Annotated in this window: 22 protein-coding genes and 1 tRNA gene; 14 read left to right on the forward strand and 9 right to left on the reverse strand. The window is 58.7% G+C overall.

From position 1 onward, the window contains the following. Positions 1–9 precede the first annotated feature (9 nt). The 8 genes from KUW62_RS09055 to KUW62_RS09090 form a co-directional block, all read right to left on the reverse strand. Positions 10–909, reverse strand: coding sequence for a sugar kinase (locus KUW62_RS09055; protein ID WP_224815159.1), 900 nt, complete (start codon positions 907–909; stop codon positions 10–12). A 145-nt stretch (positions 910–1054) separates the two neighbouring features. Beyond that, a complete protein-coding gene (locus KUW62_RS09060) occupies positions 1055–3031 on the reverse strand; it encodes a thiamine pyrophosphate-binding protein (protein WP_224815160.1) in 1977 nt (658 codons plus the stop codon). After that, positions 3024–3305 (reverse strand): hypothetical protein, encoded by a 282-nt coding sequence (locus KUW62_RS09065; RefSeq protein ID WP_224815161.1) that lies wholly within the window; start codon positions 3303–3305, stop codon positions 3024–3026. Before KUW62_RS09065 ends, KUW62_RS09060 begins: the two co-directional genes overlap by 8 nt. After that, positions 3302–4066 (reverse strand): hypothetical protein, encoded by a 765-nt coding sequence (locus KUW62_RS09070; protein ID WP_224815162.1) that lies wholly within the window; start codon positions 4064–4066, stop codon positions 3302–3304. Before KUW62_RS09070 ends, KUW62_RS09065 begins: the two co-directional genes overlap by 4 nt. After that, positions 4063–5121: a Rieske 2Fe-2S domain-containing protein gene (locus KUW62_RS09075; RefSeq protein ID WP_224815163.1), complete on the reverse strand. Its 1059-nt coding sequence runs from the start codon at positions 5119–5121 to the stop codon at positions 4063–4065. The genes KUW62_RS09070 and KUW62_RS09075 overlap by 4 nt, the downstream gene beginning before the upstream one ends. Next, on the reverse strand, positions 5118–5495 hold the full coding sequence (locus KUW62_RS09080) for a hypothetical protein (protein ID WP_224815164.1): 378 nt from the start codon (positions 5493–5495) through the stop codon (positions 5118–5120). The genes KUW62_RS09075 and KUW62_RS09080 overlap by 4 nt, the downstream gene beginning before the upstream one ends. After that, positions 5492–7102 carry a glutamate synthase-related protein gene (locus KUW62_RS09085; protein ID WP_224815165.1) on the reverse strand — a complete coding sequence of 537 codons (1611 nt, stop codon included), beginning with the start codon at positions 7100–7102 and terminating at the stop codon, positions 5492–5494. The genes KUW62_RS09080 and KUW62_RS09085 overlap by 4 nt, the downstream gene beginning before the upstream one ends. 203 nt (positions 7103–7305) lie before the next feature. Continuing rightward, positions 7306–7998 (reverse strand): SDR family oxidoreductase, encoded by a 693-nt coding sequence (locus KUW62_RS09090; protein ID WP_224815166.1) that lies wholly within the window; start codon positions 7996–7998, stop codon positions 7306–7308. 612 nt (positions 7999–8610) lie between these two features. Between KUW62_RS09090 and KUW62_RS09095 the strand changes: the two genes are divergently transcribed. The 13 genes from KUW62_RS09095 (at position 8611) to KUW62_RS09155 (ending at position 22784) form a co-directional block, all read left to right on the forward strand. Continuing rightward, positions 8611–9807, forward strand: a complete 1197-nt coding sequence (locus tag KUW62_RS09095; protein ID WP_224815167.1) for an integrase arm-type DNA-binding domain-containing protein — start codon at positions 8611–8613, stop codon at positions 9805–9807. Next, complete coding sequence (locus KUW62_RS09100) at positions 9804–10457, forward strand: hypothetical protein (protein WP_224815168.1); 654 nt, start codon at positions 9804–9806, stop codon at positions 10455–10457. The genes KUW62_RS09095 and KUW62_RS09100 overlap by 4 nt, the downstream gene beginning before the upstream one ends. A 97-nt stretch (positions 10458–10554) precedes the next feature. Further along, on the forward strand, positions 10555–10746 hold the full coding sequence (locus tag KUW62_RS09105; RefSeq protein ID WP_224815169.1) for an AlpA family transcriptional regulator: 192 nt from the start codon (positions 10555–10557) through the stop codon (positions 10744–10746). Positions 10747–11158: 412 nt separating this feature from the next. Beyond that, positions 11159–12664 (forward strand): N-6 DNA methylase, encoded by a 1506-nt coding sequence (locus tag KUW62_RS09110; protein ID WP_224815170.1) that lies wholly within the window; start codon positions 11159–11161, stop codon positions 12662–12664. After that, the gene (locus KUW62_RS19100) at positions 12661–13878 is read left to right on the forward strand and encodes a restriction endonuclease subunit S (RefSeq protein WP_224815171.1); all 1218 of its coding nucleotides are present in this window, start codon (positions 12661–12663) and stop codon (positions 13876–13878) included. The genes KUW62_RS09110 and KUW62_RS19100 overlap by 4 nt, the downstream gene beginning before the upstream one ends. Before the next feature lie 39 nt (positions 13879–13917). Beyond that, entirely contained in the window at positions 13918–16254 is a 2337-nt protein-coding gene (hsdR, locus tag KUW62_RS09120) for an EcoAI/FtnUII family type I restriction enzme subunit R (RefSeq protein ID WP_224815172.1), read from the forward strand. A 459-nt stretch (positions 16255–16713) separates the two neighbouring features. Next, on the forward strand, positions 16714–17904 hold the full coding sequence (locus tag KUW62_RS09125; RefSeq protein WP_224815173.1) for a site-specific integrase: 1191 nt from the start codon (positions 16714–16716) through the stop codon (positions 17902–17904). Further along, positions 17901–18725, forward strand: coding sequence for a hypothetical protein (locus tag KUW62_RS09130; RefSeq protein WP_224815174.1), 825 nt, complete (start codon positions 17901–17903; stop codon positions 18723–18725). Before KUW62_RS09125 ends, KUW62_RS09130 begins: the two co-directional genes overlap by 4 nt. 57 nt (positions 18726–18782) lie before the next feature. Beyond that, on the forward strand, positions 18783–19013 hold the full coding sequence (locus KUW62_RS09135) for an AlpA family transcriptional regulator (RefSeq protein ID WP_224815175.1): 231 nt from the start codon (positions 18783–18785) through the stop codon (positions 19011–19013). Between the two features lie 124 nt (positions 19014–19137). After that, the gene (locus KUW62_RS09140; RefSeq protein ID WP_224815176.1) at positions 19138–20310 is read left to right on the forward strand and encodes a hypothetical protein; all 1173 of its coding nucleotides are present in this window, start codon (positions 19138–19140) and stop codon (positions 20308–20310) included. A 557-nt stretch (positions 20311–20867) separates the two neighbouring features. Further along, a complete protein-coding gene (locus KUW62_RS09145; protein WP_224815177.1) occupies positions 20868–21974 on the forward strand; it encodes a hypothetical protein in 1107 nt (368 codons plus the stop codon). Next, positions 21964–22284 carry a hypothetical protein gene (locus KUW62_RS09150; RefSeq protein WP_224815178.1) on the forward strand — a complete coding sequence of 107 codons (321 nt, stop codon included), beginning with the start codon at positions 21964–21966 and terminating at the stop codon, positions 22282–22284. The genes KUW62_RS09145 and KUW62_RS09150 overlap by 11 nt, the downstream gene beginning before the upstream one ends. A gap of 56 nt (positions 22285–22340) precedes the next feature. Beyond that, a complete protein-coding gene (locus KUW62_RS09155) occupies positions 22341–22784 on the forward strand; it encodes a hypothetical protein (protein ID WP_224815179.1) in 444 nt (147 codons plus the stop codon). Positions 22785–22933: 149 nt separating this feature from the next. Here the strand turns inward: KUW62_RS09155 and KUW62_RS09160 are convergent. Beyond that, a tRNA-Thr gene (locus KUW62_RS09160) sits at positions 22934–23009 on the reverse strand. Between the two features lie 168 nt (positions 23010–23177). Between KUW62_RS09160 and KUW62_RS09165 the strand changes: the two genes are divergently transcribed. Continuing rightward, positions 23178–24053 carry a hypothetical protein gene (locus tag KUW62_RS09165; protein ID WP_224815180.1) on the forward strand — a complete coding sequence of 292 codons (876 nt, stop codon included), beginning with the start codon at positions 23178–23180 and terminating at the stop codon, positions 24051–24053. The last annotated feature ends 16 nt before the right edge of the window (positions 24054–24069 follow it).

The following is a 24069-nucleotide window of genomic DNA, read 5'->3' on the forward strand; positions in this document are numbered from 1 at the left end:
GGTCCGATCTCAGCCCGCGTCGTTCAGCAAGGCGCCGTGGTGCTGGATCACCTCCTCCGCCAGTTGGCTGGCGGCGGCCACGGCCTCAGCCGGGCTGTGGCCAGAAATCAGATGTCCGAGGAAGCCCGCATTGAAACTGTCGCCCGCGGCGGTGGTGTCGATGATCTGCGCCACCGTTCCGGGCTGGTGGGTTCCGGCGGTATCCGACACCGAGTAATGGATTGGACCGGCACCATTCTTCACCACGACGCTCTGGGCACCCGCCGACAGGTACCGCGCCATGGTGGCCTTCGGCTCCGCATCCCCGAACAGGCGCGCTTCCTCCGCGAAACTCGGCAAGATGATGTCGGAGCTGAGCGCGGCCTCCATGATCGCGCCGCGCATCTCGTCCGTGTCGGACCACAGCGCCTCGCGGATATTGGGGTCGAAGGCGACGATCGCACCCTCCGCCTGCACCTCTCCCATCACGTCGAACAGCAATTCGCGGTGGTCTTCGGGCAAGATCGCCAGGGTGATGCCGCTGAAATAGACGATATCGGCCCCGCGTAACCCGTCGAGCAGGCGCGCCTCGTCACTGGCCAACATGCGCGCGGCGGACGTTTCGCGCGCATATTCAAACGACCGCTCCCCATCCGTGACCTCGATCACGTATTGGCCCATTTCGCGGGACGGGTGGCGGGCGATGTGCCCCGTTCCGATCCCTGACGCCAGCGCGAAATCAAGAAAGGCGTCCGATGTCGCGTCCTCGCCCACTTGCGTGAGGTAGTCGATCTGCCAGTCGGGTTGTGCGCGGGCCAGGTACCAGGCCGTGTTGAACGTATCGCCGGAGAAACGGATGGCGGCGTCCGGCCCGTCGCCGCCCGGCCCACGCTCCACCATCGCTTCTCCGATGGATACAAGCCGCGTCATCGGGCGGGGCCCTGCCCTGGATCGCGGACCTTGGCCTCCGGATCATGCCGCATCTTCAACCGCCCCCCTGCAATCGTTGCGAAATCGCCTTTGGACGAAACTCGCCAAGATCACGCCGGACCGCAAGCCCACAAATCCCGATCGCTCAGACCAGCTCCGCGTCGGTCATGATTTCCACAAGCGCGGGGCCATCTACTGCCAGCGCCTCCGCTAGGGCGTGGTCCAGATCTGCGCTTTCGGTGACCTTGGTGCCATGCGCCCCGCACAGCCGGGCGAAGGCGGCGAAGGATGGATTGACGAGGGACGTTTCCCACACCGGCCATTCCCCCGCGCGCTGCTCCTTCGAGATCTTGCCAAGCTCATGGTTGTGCAGAAGAATATGGGTGATATCCATTCCGTACTTCACCGCCGTCGTCATCTCCATCGCGTATTGGCCGAAGCCGCCGTCGCCGGAGATGGAGATCACCTTGCGCCCGGCGAATTCCGCGAAATCCTGCGTCGCCGACCACGCGCCAAGGGCGGCGGGCAGGGAAAACCCAATGGAGCCGAGATAGCCCGACATCATCACGCGCTGCCCCTTCGTTTCGAAATAGCGGCCGAAGGAATAGGTGTTGTTGCCCACGTCCACACAGATCAGCGCATCTTCCGGGGCCAGCCGGGACAGGGCATCGAAGATGGCGACGGAATGGATACCGTTCGCGCCTTCCTCCCTCAGGCGGTTGGCCTTTTCCGTGCGCCACATGCTCCATCGCTCCGCTAAATCCGTGATCTGGTCCTCGGCATCCTCGGGGCGCGCGAGGTTGGGCGCAACGGCTTCGCAGAACGCCCCGATCTCGCCCCAGACGGGCAGCGTGACGGGGTGGAATTTCCCAAGCTGCATCCGTTCGAAATCCACCTGGATCGTGGGTTTTCCCCGGTCGATCCCGGTGTGGTTGGAGAACGACGCACCCAGCACGATCTGCAGATCGCATTCATTCATGAACCAACTGGCAATCGGCGTTCCGGACCGGCCCAGGACCCCCGCCGCGTTGGGATGGCTGTCGGGGATCAGGCCCTTGCCCTTGAAGGTCGTAACGACCGGCGCGCCAAGCGCCTCTGCCAAGGCGATGATCTGATCGCGCGCATCCCACGCACCGTGACCCATGATGATCATGGGCCGCTTTGCGCCCGCTATCAGGTCGAGCGCCGCGGCCACATCCGCGTCTGCGGGCTTGACCACCGGCCCGCCCATCCGGCCATCGGGTCCTCCGGCGGGTGCATCGCTTGGCATGGTCTGCACATCGTCCGGGAAGATCAGGTTCGCCACGTCCCGTTCGATCAGGGCGGTCTTCATGGCCAGCGAGACCAATTCGCTATGGTTGGACGTGGGCAGAACCGGCTGCGAAAAGCGGCTGACGGCCTGGAACGCGGATTTGAGGTCGATGTCCTGAAATGCGCCCGGCCCGAAAACCTGCGTCTGGACTTGTCCGGTCAGCGCCAGCACCGGGGCGCGGTCCACCTTGGCGTCCCACATGCCTGTCAGAAGGTTCGTGGCCCCCGGCCCCGCGATGGCAAGACACGCCGCCGGCTTACCCGTCAGCTTGCCATAGGCCGACGCCGCGAAGGCCGCCGCCCCTTCGTGCCGTATCCCGATATAGGACATCTCGCCGTCCGCCATGCGCCGCCGGATCGCGTCGGCAAGGCCGAGGTTGGAATGCCCCACCATCCCGAAGACGCGCTTGATGCCCCAATTGACCATCGTCTCCGCTATGGCGTCGGTGACGGTACGGGTGTGCTCGGGTTCCGGCTCCAGCCCAACGAAGACCTCTCCATCGCGGACCTCCACGGGATAGGTCTTCTGTCCCGTATCCTCGTGCCCGCCCGGGGGCGCGCCGGTCAGCGGGTCGAAATCCCAGCCATGCCACGGGCAGCGAATCCAGCATTTGTCATCGACGCCCCGCTCGATCGTACCTTCCCCAAGGGGACCGCCCTGGTGCGGGCAATGGTTGTCCATGGCGGCGAATTGGCCATCGAAATGCGACAGGCAAAGGTACGTCGTCCGCGCGGTGACGGTCTTCACCCGCCCCTCCGGCAAGTCGGCGACCTGACCCACGGAAATCCAGTCGAGCGTTTCGTCAGTCATGGTCATCATCCTTGGGTTGAGGGGTGAGGAGGTCGAAGATCTTCTGCAAGAGGGTCAGGCTCAGAAACAGGGCGACGACCCAGATTAGAAGCTCGAACGGGGCCGCATCGGTGCCCCTGAGCCAGCGGGCCAGAAGACCGCCCTGCGGTCGCAAAGCCTCGATCCCGAACAGCCCGTCACGGTCCCACCATCGGAAATTCCAGAAGCGCGAGATGTAGAAGAATACCAGCGCGACAAGGGCGGTCAGTGCAAGGAACAGAACCCGCCGGATCATTGGGCCAGAACCACATTTTCGGTGTCCACCGTGAAGACCAGGATGTCCCCGTGGCGTGCGACCTCGCCCTCCAACGTTACGTACAGACCGACATAATCCAGAAGCGCGGGGGGCAGCGTGTCGTCCCCTTCCCCGGCGATCAGGAGAAAGTCCTCCCCCTCCACCGGTTGCGTGGTCACGAAGACGGGCGGTACGCCGCCCAGAAGACAAAGGTTCGCGCAGGCCCGGTGGGCGATGCCACGCCCGGGATTCATCGCGCCAGCCTCACACTTTCCGTCACAGATTTCGCCCGTGATCTGCCACCGACCCAGCGGTTCCGGCGTGGGGATGTCGGGGATCACGCTCTGGTCGTCCGCGGCCCGGAAATTGTTTCCGCCATTGAGTTGCATCATGTCCAGATCGCCCCGTTCGATCAGGATACCGGTGGCCTGCACCAACTGCCCCTCCAACGCCGCGGCGCGGTCCACCGCCCCGTTCTTGCCCTGCCCCGACAGCATCAGCGTGTGGCCCACCGGGATCGCATCGGTGCCTTGGGTGACGTGCAGGATGGGCGACGGCGTCAGCTCCAGAACGCCCTGAACGGTCTGGGGGCCGTAGTCGAACCGGAACCGCCCGTCACCGGGATCATCCTGGGTCGACGCGATGGCAAAGCTAAGGAAGGCCGCCCCCGCGATCAGGATCAAGCAGGCCGCAAGAAAGAACATCCGCAAGCCCGGCGGCACCGGCAGATATCCCACGAAGAACGGATCACGGTCGCTCATGGCATCGCCTCCTGCTGCGGGACCGGGACGGGATCGGCGGGCGTTCCGGGCGGATTGGCGCGGGGATCGACAAGGACACGTCCGCCATCGACGCGCAGGTTGTAGGTCGGCACCTTTTCGGTGAACGGCGCGGGGGATCGGCCCGTGCGCACATCGTACTGGAACCCATGCCACGGACAGGTCACGAGGCAATCGAGGATCCGCCCCTCCCCCAAGGGTCCGTTCTGGTGGGCGCAAGCGTTGGAAATCGCGCTCAATTGTCCTTCGTGCCGGAACACGGCCACCCTGTCGCCCGATGGCAGGATCGCGATCCGCGCGCGCCCCTCCGCAATCTCGGACGCGGCGCAGACCGCCACCCAATCCACGCCATCGGCTACCGGGTCGCGCCCGCGCTCCTTCATGGCAGCGGCAAGGTGCAGGGCAACGACCACCAAGGCACCGGCGCTGAATATCAGCGCCATTGTGTCATTGTCCCGCGATTGGAACGCACCCAGCGCGACGTGGCCTACAACCGCCGCATAGGCCGGGTAGATCAGGAAATGCACCGCCTTCCACACCGGCGCGGTGAGGAATTTCAGCCAGAAATCATGGCTTGTCGCCGCAAGGATCAAGAGGCAGATCAGGGCGAATATCCCCAACGCCTCGAACGGGAAGCCAAGGATCTGGGCATAACTCGTGTTGGCGAACAGCACCGTTTCCCACCGGCTTGCGCCCTGGAAGAACGCAAAATACCAACCCAGGACGAAATAGGCGTGGGTCAGCGCCACCGCCGCCGTCATCACGCCAAAATGGCGCCGATTGTAGAGCAGGCCGAGGAAGCGTGCGTCCAGCCGTGCGAGCGGACCGATGCACAAGATGATGGTCAGCATCACGAAGGCGCAGGCCCCGAAGGCGCGGGCGTTGCGGATCGGCGGATTGATCGGGCGTTCGTGGTTCAGCGCGTCCGGCGCGACGTAGAGGAAGATCCACAGGAACACGACAATGCCCACCATGAGCGCCGCGTCATATCCCCATTTCGCACGGTTCCATTGGACGGGGACGTATTTGACGCTCACGGCTCAGCCCCCTGCGGCGCGTCAAGGCGCACGGGCACTGCGTCTGCGGGCCAAGTCTGGCGGATGGTGAAGCTGACGGCCAGGGTCAGCGCAATTACCAGACCCAACAACAGGGCCGCAACGCCGTGGGCGCGGCGCGGTGGGCTGTGCCGCGCTTCCGCATGGGCCATCCCCGTCTCCTCCCGCCACCAGCGCCACAGGACCAGCGGCCAGATCAGAAGGATCGCGGGGATCAGCAGGGGGCGAAAGGCGTATGCGCCGCGTGCGTCCTCATCAATCCGGTCCATGCCGATTGTGAGGAACAGCGCGGCCACAATTCCGCCGATCATGGCATAGGCCTGCACCAGCCAGATCAGCGTCGCCGCCACGCTCATGCTGCGCCGCCATAGGCGACACCGGACAGGTCGGCCATCTCGCGCTTCCACGTGGTCAGATCGCCCGCGTTGAATCCGCTCAGATGGTCATGGCCGCAGGCCCGCGCCATCACCTGCATCAGGGAAACGGAGGCGTCGAAGAAATTCGCCAGACGGTCCGCCGATTTCTCCACCACGATGCGACTGGCAAGGCTCGGGCGCTGGGTCGCGATGCCCACGGGGCAATTGTTGGTGTGGCAGGCGCGCATGGCGATGCAACCGATCGCCTGCATGGCGGAATTCGATACCGCGACCGCGTCCGCCCCCAATGCCATCGCCTTGATAAAATCCGCCGGCTTGCGCAGGCCCCCGGTGATGACGAGGCTGACATCGCGCCGCCCCAGCGTGTCGAGGTGCCGCCGCGCCCTGGCCAGGGCCGGGATCGTCGGGACGGAGATGTTGTCGCGAAACAGGACCGGCGCCGCACCCGTGCCGCCCCCGCGCCCGTCGAGGATGATGTAATCCACCCCGACCTCCAGGGCTGCGTCGATATCCTTCTCGATATGTTGCGCGCTCAGCTTGTAGCCGATGGGTATGCCGCCGGTCCGGTCGCGCACCTCCTCGGCGAAGGTCCGGATCTGCGCCGGTTCGGTCCATTCCGGAAAGCGCGCGGGCGAGATTGCGTCGTGCCCGGCCTCGATCCCGCGCACCTCGGCGATCTTGTCCTTGTTCTTCGCGCCCGGCAAATGGCCGCCGGTGCCGGTCTTGGCCCCTTGCCCGCCCTTGAAATGGAAGGCCTGCACGTCCGACAACTTGTCCCAATCAAACCCGAAGCGGGCGGAGGCGAGTTCATAGAAATAGCGCGAATTCGCGGCCTGCTCCTCCGGCAACATGCCGCCTTCGCCCGAACAGATGCCCGTCCCCGCCCGTTCGGCCCCCAGCGCCAGCGCGATCTTCGCGGGCTCCGACAGCGCCCCGAACGACATGTCGGAGACGAATAGCGGGATCTTCAGGCGCAGCGGTTTTCGGGCATTCGGCCCGATCACCACCTCCGTACCAACCGGATGGTTGTCCAGAAGGGGCGGCCTGTGCAATTGCGCCGTCAGGATCTGGATGTCATCCCATGTCGGCAGATCGTCGCGCGGCACACCCATGGAATCGAGCACGCCGTGATGGCCGACTTGCGACAGGCCCTCTCTCGCGTATCGCTGGATCAGGCCGTTATGGGGCTCTTCCGGCGTTCCGTGGGACGTGTCGGCGTAAAGGCCCAGATAGGCATCGCGGTCGAAGGGTTGCGGATTGTCCCGGGCCCAGGCCGCGATTTGGTCCTCATCAACCAGCACCTCATCGCCGTCGGTCCATGCGCCGAATTTCGGAAGTTTCTCCTCGTTGGCGTATTCCGACACCCCGGTATCAAGGCGGTAATCCCAATCATGCACCCCGCAGATCAGGTTCTTGCCGCGCACGAAACCGTCGGACATCAGCGCGCCGCGGTGCAGGCACCGTCCATAGAAGACGGAGATTTCGTCGTCGAAGCGCACCACAACCAGATCGACATCCGCGACAAGCGCGTATTGCGGCGTCCGGTCCGGCAAAGTGCTGAGCGTCGCCACCTTTATGGGTGTCATGGTCCTGTCCCTCCCTTGCACCTGCCCTGGATCGGCGGGCGCTGGAGCTTCATGGTGCACAACCCTGACGTGCAGGTCCACGCTTATCCGGGATCGGGCCTATCACCTTTTTGTCGGCGGCTGTGAGGATGCGGCATCGGATTGGCACGCCCGCCGGGATCCGGACGGCCACCGGGCGTGGTTGCCGCGTTGGCGCAAGCCACCTACCAGTCGATCCGCGCGCCGTCGCGGAAGAACCCGCCGGTTGGTCCATCATCGGGCAATGTCGCGGCCCAGACGACCCCGCGCGCGCCCTCGGGGATCGGTCGACCGCCGCCGCCCATATCCGTGGCGACCCAACCGGGGCAAACCGCGTTGACCAATACTTCGTCAGAGGCCAATTCAGCGGCAAGTTTCAGGGTCAACGCGTTAAGCGCCGCCTTCGACGTGCCGTACCCGGCAATTCCGCCATCCATGCCCGACAGCGCCCCCGCGCCGGAAGAGACATTGACGATCCGGCCCGAGGGGCTGGCCCGCAGAAGCGGGATCGCGTGCAGTGCGACGTCCCATGCCCCGAAGAAGTTGGTGTCAAAGGCCCGCCGTACCCTGGACAGGTCGGCGCGGCTGGCGGGCTGGTCGGTGTCGTAATCGACGCCCGCATTGTTCACCAGCACATCCAGTCCACCGCCCTGATCGCCGATCTCCGCCAGTGCGGCGCGGACGGAAGTGGGGTCCGACACGTCAAGCTGCACGGCACGCACCTGCCCCGCGATCCGGTCGGCGGCGGCACGCCCCGCACCCACATCGCGCGCGCCGAGCCAGATTTTCATGCCGTGATCTTCGGCCAGTTGCCGCGCCACCTCGGACCCGATGCCGCGATTGGCACCGGTCACGAGGGCTGTGGCGTTCTGTTTCATCTTCGCTCTCCCACTTCGCTTTTCAGGCGGCCTCGGCCGCATCATTCAGCATCACACTGCGCAAGGATGGCCCATTTCGCCATCTTCGCAAGGAGCGGCTGGTTACGGTCGCGGTCCGTCCGCCAAATATGTCCGCGACGAAATTAGGCGCGCCGCCCAAAATTGCCCATTCTCCCCGGTCGCAGTGAGTTCAAACCTCCGCACCGACGCGCCGCATCTGCGCGCCAACCGCCCGGGCAACGTGACACCATGCCCGGCGGAACTGATGCGGTCGCCATGGAAGCGCCGCAACCATGGCCTCTGGCAGCCTAAAGGCCGCTAATTCACGGGAAAACGGTACTGGCGAGCGTAGACAGAGCACCCGCACCATCGCGTTCAAGTAGCCCGAAGGGCGGTAGGCCAAACAAAAAATGGTGCCCCCACACGGCACCATACTATGGGTAAGGAAATCATCCCATCTAGTCTCAAACGATATCAGATATTCAACAAATATTGACCCTTTGTTGGTGTGGATCATTCCAATGAGTAGCACCTCATTGCACTTGGGTTCAGCCCATCGCATAAGATTTGGTAACCAAATGGCCGCATTGGTCACCATAGGAGACTACTTCAATGTCCAAGCTGACGCATGCCAGACTGAAGGCACTCGGAGAAGGTAAGCATGCTGACGGGAACGGGCTCTACTTTCGCCGTAGAACTGGCGCTCAAGACACTTGGTTGCTGCGCTATACCGATCCAGAAAAGGGTCGTCGCGCAGAGTTTGTGATCGGTCCAGCAGCGCACTTCACCTTGGCAGCGGCCCGGGTGGAAGCCGTAAAATTGAAGAAGTTGATCGCCGATGGTGTATCGCCTCAAAGCGAACGCGCTTCAAAAAAGGCTGCTCTGCAACGGGGAGTGCCCACGTTATCCCAAATCGCACCACTGGCATTTGAAGCTCGCAAGGCACAATTGCACAAGGATGGCGTTGCAGGGCGCTGGTATTCCCCTGTGCGAGACCATGTTCTACCCCGGCTCGGTCATCTTCGGGTCGATCAGCTTCATCAAACTGATATCCGGGATGCAATAGCGCCGATCTGGTCCGCCATGCCGACAACGGCGCGCAAGGCCATCGGACGGCTAAAGATCATTTTGGAACACGCGGCAGCAGAGGGCTATGACGTAAATCTGAACGCCGTTCCACTAGCAAAAATACTGTTGGGAAAGCAGAACATCCGCCCGAAAAGCCACGCCTCGTTACCGTGGCAGGAAATGCCGATGCTGTATCAGAGTTATGACGACGGCGTGGTCGACACCGCATTCAAATTCCTGGTCGTGACCGTTGTGCGCGTCAGCAATGTTACTCAAGCGCGCTGGGACGAAATCCAAGGCGATTTATGGGTTATCCCTGCGGAAAAAATGAAAGTGAAAGACAGGGGCGATCACATCGTGCCGCTTTCGCCAGAGGCTCAGGCTTTGCTGACACGCGCAAAGGATTTCGAGAACGGGTCGGGCTTTATCTTTCCGTCACCCGCAAACAAGAAACGGCCATATCTCAGCGAGAACACATTCGGTGCGTCGCTGAGGCGTAGGGGATTAAGGGTTACAGCACATGGGGCTCGCGCAACTTTTCGCGGCTGGGTCGTCGATAACGATGTTTGCTCAGAGCGGATTGCGGAAACGATTCTGCACCACAAAGTTGGGGACACGGCATCGAACGCGTACGTTCGCGGTACCTTTGTCGACAAACGGCGAAGTGTCATGGACCGATGGAGTTCGTTTCTGTCTCAAGACACAGATGCGGATGTCGTGCAGTTTGCGAGCAGGGCGTGATCGATACCCAACGAAAAATCGGAACAATCATTGGCGATGCTTTGGTTCGCCAATGCGTTAGCGATGGGCACGAGAAGAAGGCGAAAAAGCTCAGTCGCCTTCTGGACGAAGCGCAAGTAGCCGCCCTAGGCGATTGGATACAGCGCTGCCATCGTCGTGAAGCAGACTTTGCACTCGCGACCATGCAGCAGAAGGCCGAGCAACGCGTTAAGGCGCTGAAAGCGATTGACGCGATCCTCGCGGAGAACCCCGAGGTACTTGCCGACATCAATGAGCGGCACACTGAAAACCTAGCCGATACGATTGGAAGTGATCTGCGGGTGCAGGAGATGGTCGCATCGCACGCAAAGCTATTGCTGGACACGATGAAACCGTGGCGTCAGAACGCGCCAGCAATTGGGGTAGCAAACCAGATTGCACACCTATTTCGACAACTTGGCCTCAAGCCAAGCGCCGCGAAGCGCGGTCCAGACCCTTCATCGATCTTCGGTCAGTGCGTCAGCGACGTCTTTCTCGCGCTAGGCGAAAAGGCAAACTGGCGCCGTGCTGCGGAAGCCGCCGTGGAAACGGGCGAACAACACATGCGCGACCTGGATGAACTGATGTCGGTGTTTGCTTTCCTAAAGGCGTATTCCGCTGAAAACCAATGAACCCCAACTCGCTGCGGTCACTTTGATCGGGTTGGGGGTTAGATAGGCAAGCCGCTCCGCAATAGTTCTCAAACCGTCTCAAACGACGGAGGGAACAATGGATATTCAGCTCATTACCATCAGCGAGCTTTCGCAGAAGCTGGGTGGCCGCAGCAAGGCAAGCATCTATCGCGATGTGAACACGGGCAACCTGCCCCGCCCTGTGAAGTTGTCTGGCAGCGTCTATTGGGACCAGTCCCAAGTCGATGCGCACCTGAAATCCCTCATGGAGGCGCAGGCCACCAAGTAGGCCAATCTGTGACCCCGCGCACTAACTGCACGCGGGGCCGCTCTGGTGGACGGTACTGACAAGACGGTGGCACCAGCAGCGGAAGGCGTACCACGGGGCGGAACCCCACGCCAAGGGCAGTCCGAAAGGCCGAAGCCCGGTTCCCGGCACGCGATCCAGTGTCGAAAGTAGCGGCCAACTCCGAAGCACGGATCGTGTGACTTCGGGGGCCCTGTAGCGGCATCCTGGCTCCAACGAGCAAGTGCAAGATGAAAGGGCACGGGAACGACAGCCTAAGGCGCAAGCCAAGGGCTTGTCGTCCTATGCCTTCACAGCAAGCCTTCACCAAGGAGCAAACACTGGCACAACGTTAACCAAGTGCTCACAGGCACCACGTCAGCTACTTAGTACTAGGGATTGCCCTGCGCTTAAGTTGATCGCGCCCAGCGCCCATCCTATACCGAAAAAAAATTGGGACGATTTGCGCATGTTTGAGAACGCCTTCAACAACATCGACAAGGAAATGCGCAACGAACAGGGTTTGGCGTCCGAACTCGACTACGCTGAACAGACATCGTGGATTTTGTTTCTGAAATACCTCGATGACCTCGAGCAAACCCGTCAGGACGAAGCGGAACTGGAAGGCCGTGATTACACGCCCATCCTTTCTGCAGATTATCGTTGGCAGGTATGGGCCGCGCCCAAAGACGCAAACGGCAAACCGGACCATGACAGCGCCCTGACTGGCGACGATTTGATCGAATACGTCAATGGAACCCTGTTCCCTTACCTCAAGGCGTTCAGGGCATCCGCGCCCAGCGCTGACACTCTCGAATACAAGATCGGTGAGATCTTCTCGGAGATCATCAACAAATTCCGTTCCGGCTACACGCTGCGCGATGTTCTGGAGATTGTGGACAGCCTGTCCTTCAACACCCAAGCGCAAAAGCACGAATTGTCTGACCTCTATGAAAGCCGCATCAAGCGGATGGGCAATGCAGGGCGCAACGGCGGGGAATACTACACCCCTCGCCCGCTTATCCGCGCCATGATCAAAGTGGTCGGCCCCAAGATAGGAGAAACCATCTACGACGGCGCTGTGGGCTCTGCTGGCTTCCTGTGTGAAGCCTACGACTACCTGAACCACCCCGACATCACCGCCGCCGATTTTCGCACCCTGCAGGAACGCACCTTCTACGGGCAGGAAAAGAAATCCCTCGCCTACATCATCGGTATCATGAACATGATCCTGCACGGGATCGACACGCCCAACCTGATCCACGCCAACACGCTGAATGAGAACGTGATGGATATTCAGGAAAAGGACCGTCACGACGTGATCCTTGCTAACCCGCCCTTTGGCGGCGGCGAGCGCAAAGAGGTCCAGCAGAACTTCCCCATCAAGTCAGGGGAAACCGCCTATCTGTTCATGCAGCACTTCATCCGCAAGTTAAAGGCGGGTGGACGCGCGGCAGTGGTCATTAAGAACACGTTTCTGAGCAACACCGACAACGCGAGTGTTGAGCTGCGCCGTGAACTGATGGCGACCTGCAAACTGCACACGATCCTTGATTGCCCGCAGGGGACCTTTCAGGGCGCGGGTGTGAAAACCGTTGTCCTATTCTTTGAGAAAGGCAGCGCCACGCGGAACATTTGGTACTACCAGCTTGATCCGGGCCGCAGCCTTGGCAAGACGAACCCGCTGATTGACGCGGACCTTGCGGATTTTCTGGGCCAACAGGCCAGCTTTGCCGACAGCCTCCAAAGCTGGACCATTGCGCGGGACGATCTGGACGAGGACAACTGTGACCTCTCCGTCAAAAACCCCAACGCCCCAGAGGCCGCCCCCCTGCGCAGCCCGGAAGAGATCATCGCGGATATGCTGGAACGGGATTCGGAAACGGCGAAAATCTTGACGGATATTCGGGGGATGTTGTGAAGGACGCCAACGAGAACCAATGGAACCTGGAAAAGCTAGGCAATGTTTGCGCGCTAATCAAAAGGGGAATTGCACCAAAATACCTGGAAAGCGGCGGCGTCCAGGTGATAAATCAGAAGTGTATCCGAAATCACCAAATCGACTACGGCTTGGCGCGAAGAAACGACCCCAAGATCAAGCGAGTACCGCCTGAAAGGCTTATCCAAGTGGGTGATGTTTTGGTCAACTCCACTGGAACAGGGACTCTCGGAAGGGTTGCCCAGGTTCGGGAACAACCACCGGAACCAACGACCGTGGACACGCACGTGACTATTGTTCGCCCAGCGCGCGGCAGGTTTTTTCCAGAGTTCTTTGGATACATGATGATCGCTATCGAGGATGAGTTGATCGCTGGCGGACACGGTACAAGCGGTCAAACTGAACTCCCTCGCACGGACTTGGAGAGAAAGTACTCAGTCAGATTTCCGACGTCGCTCGAAGAACAACAGCGGATTGTTGCGGTTCTGGATGAGGCCTTGGAGGGTCTGGCCTGCGCCCGCGCCCACGCCGAAGCCAACCTCCAAAACGCACGGGAATTCTTCGATAACGCTCTGTTGGTTATGATGGCTGAGATCGACCAAGAGTCACCGCGTCTATCCCTTTCAGATGCTGCAAGAGATTTCGGACGAGGTCGTTCCCGTCACCGTCCCCGCAACGCCCCTTTTCTTTACGGTGGGCCTTATCCGTTTATTCAAACCGGCGATATTCGAAACGCTTCGGGAAGGTTGACGGAGTTTTCGCAGACATATTCCGATGAAGGGTTGTCTCAGAGCAAACTCTGGCCCGCAGGAACCGTTTGCATCACCATCGCAGCGAATATCGCGGAGACTGCTGTGATGAGTTTTGAAGGGTGTTTCCCTGATAGTGTCATAGGCATGGTGCCCGACCATCAAGTGACTTTCCCCGAATACGTCGAATACATGCTCAGGTTTTTTGCCGCTGATCTGAAGGCACAAGGCAAAGGAAGCGCTCAGGACAACATTAATCTTGCGACGTTCGAAAAGGCGACATTCCCTTTCCCGCCCATCGATCGACAGAGGAAGATAGTTTCAAAGCTCGATGGGCTGTGGTCTTCAAGTTCTGATCTCGTAACAGCATATTCGAACAAGATCGCCTATATCGACGACCTCCGCCAATCCCTGCTCCAAAAGGCCTTCGCAGGCGAACTCACCTAACCTCTTTACGCTTCAGGGAAATTCACTACCGTTGCGTAAATGGGCATCGAAAACGAAACCGAAGAAGACACCCGCGCCAATCGGATTGATCCCGAATTGATGAAAGCGGGTTGGTATGGCCCCGACGCCATCCCCGGTGCCCGCATCAATCGCGAAGAAATGCTCTGGCCCGGTCGCATCAATGTCGGCCAAACCCGCTCTGCCCCCAAACCCGCCGATTACGTGCTGCGCATGAACGACCACGTCATGGCGGTGATCGAGGCCAAGAAAGCCGCCAAAGGCCCCACCAGCGGGCGCGGACAGGCCGTGGACTACGCCAAACGCATCGACGCCCCCCTCGCTTATTCCACCAACGGCATCGGTTGGCACGAAGTCGATATGCGCACCGGAACGGAACGAGAAATCGAACCGTTCCCGACACCCCAAGACCTCTGGTCCCGCATCTTTCCCACCCAAAACCCGTGGCGCGAAACCTTCGGTCGCATCCCGTTCGAAACGGGTGGTGGCAAGTGGGAACCCCGCTACTACCAGGCTCGCGCCGTCAACGCCGCCCTCGACGCCATCGCCAATCGCCAGGACCGCATCCTGCTGACCCTTGCCACAGGCACCGGTAAAACCTCCATCGCATTCCAGATCGCATGGAAGCTGTTCGAAGCCCGCTGGAACCTCTCTTACGAGCCCACACGCCGCCCCAGAGTGCTGTTCCTCGCCGACCGTAACATCCTTGCCGATCAGGCCTACAACTCGTTCTCAGCCTTCCCTGCGGACGCCCTGTCGCGCATCTCGCCTGACGAAATCCGCAAGAAAGGCAAGATGCCCAAGAACGCGAGCATCTTCTTCACGATTTTCCAAACCTTCATGACCGAAGGCAAAGACGGCAAGGGCGAAGCCAACTTCTACGACTACGATCCCGATTTCTTCGACCTGATCATTGTCGATGAATGTCACAGAGGTGGTGCTAAGGACGAAAGCACATGGCGCGGCATATTGGAGTATTTCAAACCCGCCGTGCAGCTTGGCCTAACAGCGACACCCAAACGCAAACAGAATGCCGACACCTACTCCTACTTCGGGGAACCCGTTTACAGCTATTCTCTCAAGAACGGCATCGAGGACGGCTTCCTCACGCCGTTCAAGGTGCGCCAGATGGCAAGCACTCTCGATACCTACACCTACGACCGCACCGACGACGTGCTATCCGGCGAGATTGACGCCGAGAAGGAATACAAAGAAGGCGACTTCAACACGACGATCATCATCCCGGAACGCGAACGAAGCCGGATCGAAGAATTCATGGATCAAATCGATCAGCGGCAGAAGACGCTCGTATTCTGCGCGACCCAGCCGCATGCCGCCTTCGTTCGGGATTACATCAACCAGATCAAAACGAGCGACGACCCGCACTATTGCGAACGCGTAACCGCCGAAGATGGTGATTTGGGCGAACAACATCTACGTGAGTTTCAGGATAACGAGAAATCGGTCCCGACAATTCTGACCACGTCACGAAAGCTATCAACTGGCGTGGATGCAAGAAACGTCCGCAACATCGTGCTGATGCGCCCAGTAAAGTCCATGATCGAGTTTAAGCAGATCGTAGGACGCGGTACGCGCACCTTTGAAGGCAAAGACTTCTTCACGATCTATGATTTCGTGAAGGCCTACGAACACTTCAATGATCCAGAATGGGACGGTGATCCAATCGCCCCGGAAGATCCAAGCAAGCCAAAGCCGCCGCCAGAAGCGGAGGATACGCCTCCCAGCGACGATGAACCCTCACCGAACAATCCTTCTCCGGAGAAGGTCGTCGTTCGGTTGGCCGACGGGAAAGAGCGGCAGATAGCCTACATCGGAACAACGACATACTGGTCTCACGATGGCAAACCGATTTCAGAACAAGAGTTCATGGAACAACTGTTTGGTGATCTGGAGGGTCTAGTCGCCGATGAAGATGAGCTCAGAGCTGTGTGGAGCGACCCCGATACGCGCACTCGGTTCATGGGCCAACTGCGGGATCAAGGCTATGACACAGAGAAGTTGGATGAAATGCGGAGGCTTATTGACGCGCCAAACAGCGATGTTTTTGACGTCCTCGCTTACGTTCGTTTCTCTCTTGCACCATTGACGCGGTTCGATCGGGCCGAGCATGCCAAGCAAGACGGCATGGCCGGCTACGAACCTGAAATGAGAGACTTCCTAGAACATGTTTTAAGTTCATATGCGTCAAAGGGCGTTGAGGAACTGAACCTCAACAAAATCAGCGATTTCTTACGTTTGAAATATGGTGGAACGAGCGACGCCAAACAAATCCTAGGTACAGTGCCCGAAATTCGAGCAGCCTTTATTGGCATTCAAAGCCACCTCTATTCACAGTGACAGAACACCGCCCTGCGCAAATTTTCTTAATTTCGGAAGAATTCGCGTGTGAAGGTGCAACCGGTGTGTGCTGGGCAAACTTCGAAGATCGACCCACCCCCCCTTCGTACCGCGATGATCTAAGGTCGGCTCAGTCTTTCCGCGTATGGCAAGCGACGTAACACGTTTTTGGTGGCCAAATTGGTGACCAAAATTCACGAGGCCAACCCTAACCTATTGATTTTAATTGATTTGCAGCGAAGAAATGGTGCCCCCACACGGACTCGAACCGCCGACCTACTGATTACAAACCGACCCCAGCCCGTTACGCCACCTTACCCCACGCTACGCTAAATTACTGTATTTGCTGCGTTAATATTGACGCGCGCAACGCCACAGCCCTACCCCTTGCTCCACGATTTCCTATCGCTTGTGGCCACTATGCTTCCACACACAGGCGCACTCGGCGAGGTCTGGAGAATGCCAAAACTCACGAAACGCACCATTGATGCCCTCAAACCTGATGCGTTTTCCTACTTCGTATGGGACTCCGTTGTCGTCGGATTTGGCGTCCGTGTCATGCCATCCGGGACCAAGACGTTTCAGGTGCAATACAGAAAGGGACGGCGCACCCGGCGGTCTTCATTGGGACGGGTGGGCGTCGTCGCGTTGGACCAAGCCCGAGACCATGCACGCGAAATGCTCGGTCAAGTCGCGGGCGGTTACGATCCCGTTGAAGAGATCGCCCTGGCCCGCCTCGCCCCAACGGTTACCGACCTCTGCGACCGTTTCTTACAGGTGCATGTTGCAGTCCATGTGAAACCTTCCACCGCCCGCGATTACCGGTCCACCATTCGTCGAATGATCCGCCCGGCGATTGGTACATTTAAAGTGTCAGAGGTCATGCGCAAAGACATTGCCGATCTGCACTTCCGTCACCGGGCCACGCCGATCCAAGCCAACCGGATGCTCTCGGTCTTATCAAAGATGTTCAACATGGCCGAGATGTGGGGCCTGCGCCCCGACGGCACGAACCCTTGCAGACATGTGCCGAAGTACAAAGAGAACCGGCGCGAGAGGTTCCTGACCCAACAAGCACTTCAGACTCTTGGGGATGTGCTGACCCGTTGTGAACAAGAACAAATTGAAACGCCGCATGTCGTTGCAGCGTTCCGATTGCTTCTCTTGACCGGGTGCCGCTTGTCCGAAATACAGACCGCGCGTTGGGAGCATATCACCGACCGAGGCCTCGAGCTTCCCGACAGCAAAGTCGGTAAACGCTGCGTCCCCCTGCCCTACGCCGCCCGTGAGGTCTTAGCTTCCTTGCCCCGCACCAAAGGCCACCCATTCATTGTCGAAGGCAAGTGCGCAAATGCCCATATCACCGACTTGCAACACCCTTGGCGGCGCATTTGGAAGCTGGCAGACTTCGATGGCGTCCGGATACACGATCTGCGCCATACCTATGCCTCAATAGCGGTTTCTGGTGGGATGCCGATCCAGATGGTCGGACGGTTGCTGGGACACACACAAATGCAAACGACACTTCGCTACGCCCATCTTGCTGATGATCCGGTTCGGGCAGCGGCAGAAGAAAATGGCGCGGCAATAATCGCAAGTCTCGGAACTGTCGGGCGCCCGAAGATCGGGCACCTGAGGGTAGTCAAATGATCCTTAAACAGGTCAGCGATAAGTCTGCGTTTCTCCAGCTAGTCGGAATCTTGGCAGAGAAGGGTGTTGATGCCGAGAAACCAATCTGCGCGGAAACGTTCGAGACAATCGCGGTGAGATATGGCTTTTCTGAAGAACATCTTGAGGAAGCAAGGCTGGCAATTAATGTGGCGATCGCGTTTGCGGAAGTTGATGTCCGTATAGCTGCAATCAGCCTTACAAGGACAAGGGCAAAATTCGAAGCGGTGTGCAAGCACTCCCAAGCTTTGCAAGAAGCTTTAGACGACCTCAACGAAGAAGACTTGTTCTTGGCCGACCACGCGGCAGATTGCCAGGTTCTAGCAGCGGACGAGGAAATTGCACATTTCGCCGATAGTGCCCCTCTAAAGCCGGTAACTGCGCTTTCTGATGGAGAAGAAGGCTTCGTGTTACTTCGACCTGACGGCCAATCTCTACCACTGGAAGAGTTGTCAGCCGGTCTCAAAGACCTCCGTCAAGCAATGGAGATTTCGCTGAAGGTCGCTGGAAAGGGACGCAGGGGACGTACGAGAGACGCGAGTCTCGAAGGCCCTCTTATGGCAGCCTACCAGATTTACGTGAACCTCACAGACAAGCCATTTACCTTGCAGTGGCACTCTGACAACGCGCCCATTAGTGACGCTGCTTGCTTTTGCGTAGATATCGTGCGCGCGTTCGACACGTCGTCACCGGCAAGTAAGATTGTGTCTATGGCTGACGAAGTTCGGAAAAAGTCAATCAAAGTAAGCAACTCGCAAGAATTCGAAAAATTCCTAGCCCATTTTTCCAAGCGTTCTCGCTAGGCCCAATTGCGAAAGGCGTCGTAGCCAATCCTCATCGGACGCACCGGAGAGGACAAGATGGCGAAGATCGACACTACACAACCTGCCCCGCTTTTCCTGACTGAAGCTCAGGTTGCAGAACTAATCTGCCAATCAGTTCGCACGGTTCAGAAGTGGCGCGCCACGGGCCGTGGCCCCGACTTCTATAAGTTCGGCCAATCCGTGCGCTACAGCGTCGATGATGTCCGCGCTTGGATCGCAACGCAACGCGTCTCCAATCCAGAATCGCAACCCAACCGGCCTCGGTGAACCAGCCCGGGGCCGCGCGCCCCGCCGCTGTCAAGTGGCGGGCGGGGCGTGTGGCACCGGGCGGGCGCAGCCCGCCGAGGGGGGTCACTGTAGCACCCCCCTCTAGAAATACATGGAGAAGAAAATGAATAGAGTAGAAGACGAATTGATCGTCGTGCACGCAGGCTTTGATGGGTTGGACCTTGCGATAAGGACGAACACTCCCGAAAGCTTGGTCACCTTCCTCGAAGAGGGTAAAGCGGTGGCCCAGGAAATGCTGTCCGACATCTGGAGCACCTTCAATGGACGGATGATCCAAGTCGGCCAATCCGGCAAACGCGGTGGCTACGCGTACACCTTTAAGGTTGATGGGTTTGGTGCCACCTGGTTCGCAAAACGTCCGAAGGCGACTGACCCATGGGGCCTTTTTGTTTCTTTGGGGTCACGCGAACTCGCATTGCATGGCCTCGTAAAGACGCAGGCTCGTTTAGAGGAGATCTGTGCGGAACTCGGCTTTCGATCCCACCCAGATGGGGTCAGCATCAACCGTGCCGATTTTGCGGTCGATATCCTCGCTCCATCCTTCGAACCCAATCCCGACCACTTTGTTTTTCACTCCAGAATGAACCGAAAGGACCGAGCTCAATTTGAGGATCTAGAAACCAACGGGCATTCGGGTCGCATCACGTCGGTGACCATTGGCAAAATGCCAGGTCGTCAAGTGATACTGTACGACAAGCGCGAAGAGGTAATGAAGCGCCGTAAGAATGAATGGCCTGTGATCTGGAACGCAGCACTACGGGCCCAAGGCCTATCGCCCATTTCCTTGGCTGATCGTGAAAGCTCACAGGTCTGGCGCGCAGAATTCCGCCTCGGGAAGGAAGGCCTTCGACGCCGGCGCAACATCAGAAATTGGTCAGCATTCTACATGCATCTTCAGGAGGAAATGGATCGTTTAGCAACCGACATCCAACTTACCCGACCAACAACGGACTCGAATAGATCGAGGTGGCCCGCCCATGCATTTTGGGCAAGAGCGCAGCGAACACTGGCGAAGCAGCTGTTTGACCATGATGCAGAAGTACCGGCTCAGACGATTGCGGCGCTCGATCACGACCAGAAATGCACAGACCTTCTGAAAATGATCGCGGCGCTTTCAGTGACGCTGGCCTATCACGAGGGCAAATGCCCGGACACATTTCCACTCTTTTGTGCAGGTCTTACGCAGCGCATCCAAAGATTTATCGCGAACCACCCTCGCAGCTTAGTCAAACGGTTTGCGGAGGCCGCTAAGAAGCACGGAAGCCTGGCACACTAATCACAAATCCAAAATGCTGAAATGGCAAGATGCACAAGCGCTGTATACTGTATGTTGTGATATCCGATTTCTCCAGCACAACCTCTATTGGATGTCTTCACTACCTCTGCTATCAAAGGACTTCCGCAGTACTTTCTTGAGAACCGGACTTGAACCAAGACGACAGAAGACAAAGGTTTCCGGGTTCTTGGAGGCTGCACACAGATGACGCTCGGTTTGTCCGTTCGATCAGAGTGCAAGCATCGTCAATCAGACGTAGGATCGCCAAAAAGCCAATCAAAAAATCCATTGGTCTCAAAGGAAGTCGGCGAAAGGCGCAGAATCAAAAGATATTTGATCGGCAATCTAGGCTGCGCCATGCGCGAAAAGTTGCGAGAGCATATCTCAAGAAAAAAAGAGGCAACCGGGTCTTAACTCGTGATGAGGAGTCCATCACTTTCGTTGCTAGATCGTCGACTATTCTTGATCACCTGTCTCCTGGGAGGTCAGCAGCTTTCGAAACGTCAGCCATTCGGCGCAAGCGGAGGGTGGGCGACATTGCGGTCCAGCTCAAAGACATGTCGTTCACACACAATCCAAGAGAAACGATGAACCGCATCGGTCAACTTGTTGACAGGGAGCGTGACGCCTTTGGAATTTTCTTGGACTTCCACGACACTTATTGCTTGGACGTCGGCCCATACCTGCTTCTATCGCTGGTCAAGAAAGCCATGCCTCCAATGTTCCTGGGCGGCGAAATCTCTCGATCAATGAGCAAGGTGCTCAATGCGCTCGAACTTGACCAGGAGTTAGGCATCGCTGTTCCTGTAGGTGAGGAAATGCACAAGGACGTGTTCCCGTTCCCGGTGCATAGGCGGCGTACAGCTGGTACCTCAGATTCTGACACAAGGTATCTTGATGCTCAATCACATGAAAAAGTGGCACGAAACCTTCAAGCCGCCATCGATGAGTGGCTTGGCGTTACAGCTGGGCAGCAGTTGAATGCACGTGGGCGACGCAACGTCCTCAGACTGGTCACAGAGACGCTTGATAACGCCGAGAGGCACGGGGATCTCAGCGAGAATCCAGATGATGGCGACTGGATCGTGGCGGGTTTCATGGCTCGTCGGCAAGAAGATGATGGTCCGGAATACTATCGTTGCCATCTTGCGTTTCTCAGCGCAGGTACAACGATCAGCGAAACAATTAGCACAACTCCTGAGCCGACTCGGTCCAAGATGGCAGAGTATGTTCGCAAACACAGGCGAGCAGTTGGCAGCAAAAGTCTTTCAGCGGAGCACCTAAACACTGTGTTCGCACTTCAAGACGGAGTTACTCGTAGCGAGGTAGCTGCTCGGGAGAAACGCAACGGCACTGGTCTCCAGGACATCCTTGAGTTCTATAGCGATTTGGCCGCCGGGGGGGCAGAGCAAGCAGATGCGTCTTTGGCTATCGTCTCTGGCAGGACTTGCGTTCTGTGCAACAGCCCTTATATGCACGGAGTTAGGCAGGGTGGAGATGACTCCGAGCGAGAGTTGTGGTTTAATCCAGATAATTCGCAGGAACTTCCGCCGAGCAATCGGAATGTGATCGAGCTGGACCGATGCCTTAAGGGAACCTTAATCTCTATGGCGTTTACTCTTGACCTTGACTACCTGGAGAGGACTGTTGACCGTGCAAATTGATCTTTCCGAGATTGTCGGCAAAGGTGGCGTGGTGCTGGCCGGTATGGAGCGTGGCACCGCAGCCCGCGACCTTTTCACGTTGGACGCTCACGATGCGTCTGGCGAAGAAATTGTGGTGACCGCTCCAGAGAGCCTCGAGGCCATCTCTCCTTCCTTTGTTCAAGGATTCCTGGCTGGATCTCTTTCCAAGCTAGGAGAAGGTCGTCTACGCGAGAAGTACCGCTTCGAGTTAAACGAACTCCTTCAGGAGGATATTTCTGAAGGAATTCGGCGCCTGCTTATGAAACGAAAAATAGCCGGTCTAGACTGAGGTTGGGCACAGCTGAGTCACCCAGCGTTTGGGCCGATCCCGCGCTATATGTGGCAGTGGCTGCTCTGCTTGTTTCCGGTATTCAAGCGTTCCGCTCGGCACGAAGTGACACAAAAAACCGGCGCTCGGTGCAATTCATTGAAGTGATCTCCGTTCAGTTTGCCGACTGCGAAGCGTCTTTGGACTTGTTGGAGGCGAAACTTCGCAAGTCATTGGTACATCCAGAGATTTCAAGTGCCGAGATTTTGGAGTTTGCACTTCCTGCTGGTCGGAAAGCAAGTCGTGCTATGCGTTCGGTTTCCGAGATGCCTGCAGTTCAGCTCGACCTAATCGCTCAAACGCGCGTGGATGAGCTTGATGCTATTTGGCAAATGGCATCGGAAGACGAATTCTCAGAATCTACCCGCGCGCTCGCAATAAAAACGGCACTAAACATCGTAACGCGTGTTTCGGCCAACCTTTCTTCAGCCAAGAGTACGATCTTAGCGAAACATCTTTAGATCCGCATAAACTGTCGGTTCGCAGCAGCCGTGACATACAAGCAACAAAAAGGACACGTGGTCGTGCTTCCAAACCGCTTCCACGAGTCTCCAATTCCATGGAAATAGCCAGCTGGGATTTACGCAAACTACTGTTTTCAAAAGAAAAATGGTGCCCCCACACGGACTCGAACCGCGGACCTACTGATTACAAATCAGTTGCTCTACCAGCTGAGCTATAGGGGCGTCCGGCGGCGCTATACCAAGGAAGGACCCGTCGGGGCAACGGGAAAGCGGCGCGGATTTCGCATTATCTGCGGCGGCTCTCTGCCGGGTGCCCCTGCGCGGGGTTTGCACCGGTGCAGCGGCGCGGTATACGTCGCGCTGAACGGGGCAATGGGCAGAAATCCGGACATGCAGGTTGTCTTTCATCTCGGCGCGCCCTGCACCGATGGGGATCAACTGATCCAGTCGCTTCTCAAGAACCGTCTGCGCCTGGCACAGGCCGGGATCGCCGTACCGCCACCGAGCCGCTACCGGGCCGTCATCCGCGACACCGCCCGCGCGCTCAAGGGTCGCCCGGCGACGGAAGAGGTTCAGGACGCGCTTCTCGATGCCATCTTGGACGATGAGGAGGCCGACCGCCTGATCCTGTCGGACCCGCGCTTTGTCTGCATCAATCGCCTCGTCGTGCAGGGCGCGCAGATCTGGCCGATGATCGACCGCGCCACCACGCAATTGCGCGCCCTGTTCCCCGAGGCGGAGGTCGAATTCTGCATCGGCATGCGCGATCCCGCCTCGCTCATCCCCGCGCTTTTCAAGGCCTCCCGCTTCTCGGATTTCCGCGAATTCACCGACAACATGCAGCCCCATGCGGTGGCGTGGTCCGAGATGCTGCGCCGCCTGCAGGCCATTCACCCCGACGCGCGGATCGTTGTCTGGTGCAACGAGGATACGCCGCTCTTGTGGGGTGAGGTGATGCGGGAACTGGCGGGCGTCGGGCCGCAGGCCACGCTCGACGGCATCGACGACCTGGTCGAAGGCATCATGGAGAAGGAGGGTTTTGCCCGGATGCGCGCCTGGTTGATCCAGCACCCTCCGGAAACCGAAGGCCAGCGCCGCCGCGTCCTGGCCGCATTCCTCGAACGCTACGCGCTGGATGCGGAGATCGAGGAAGTGCTGAACCTGCCCGGCTGGGACGAGGGCCTGATCGCGGAGATGTCGCAAAGCTACGATGAGGATATGGACGTCATCGCCCGCATCCCCGGCGTCACCCTCCTATCGCCCTGACCCAAAACCGGGCCAG

This window comes from Hasllibacter sp. MH4015, assembly GCF_020177575.1.
In the GTDB taxonomy this organism is placed as follows: Bacteria; Pseudomonadota; Alphaproteobacteria; order Rhodobacterales; family Rhodobacteraceae; genus Gymnodinialimonas.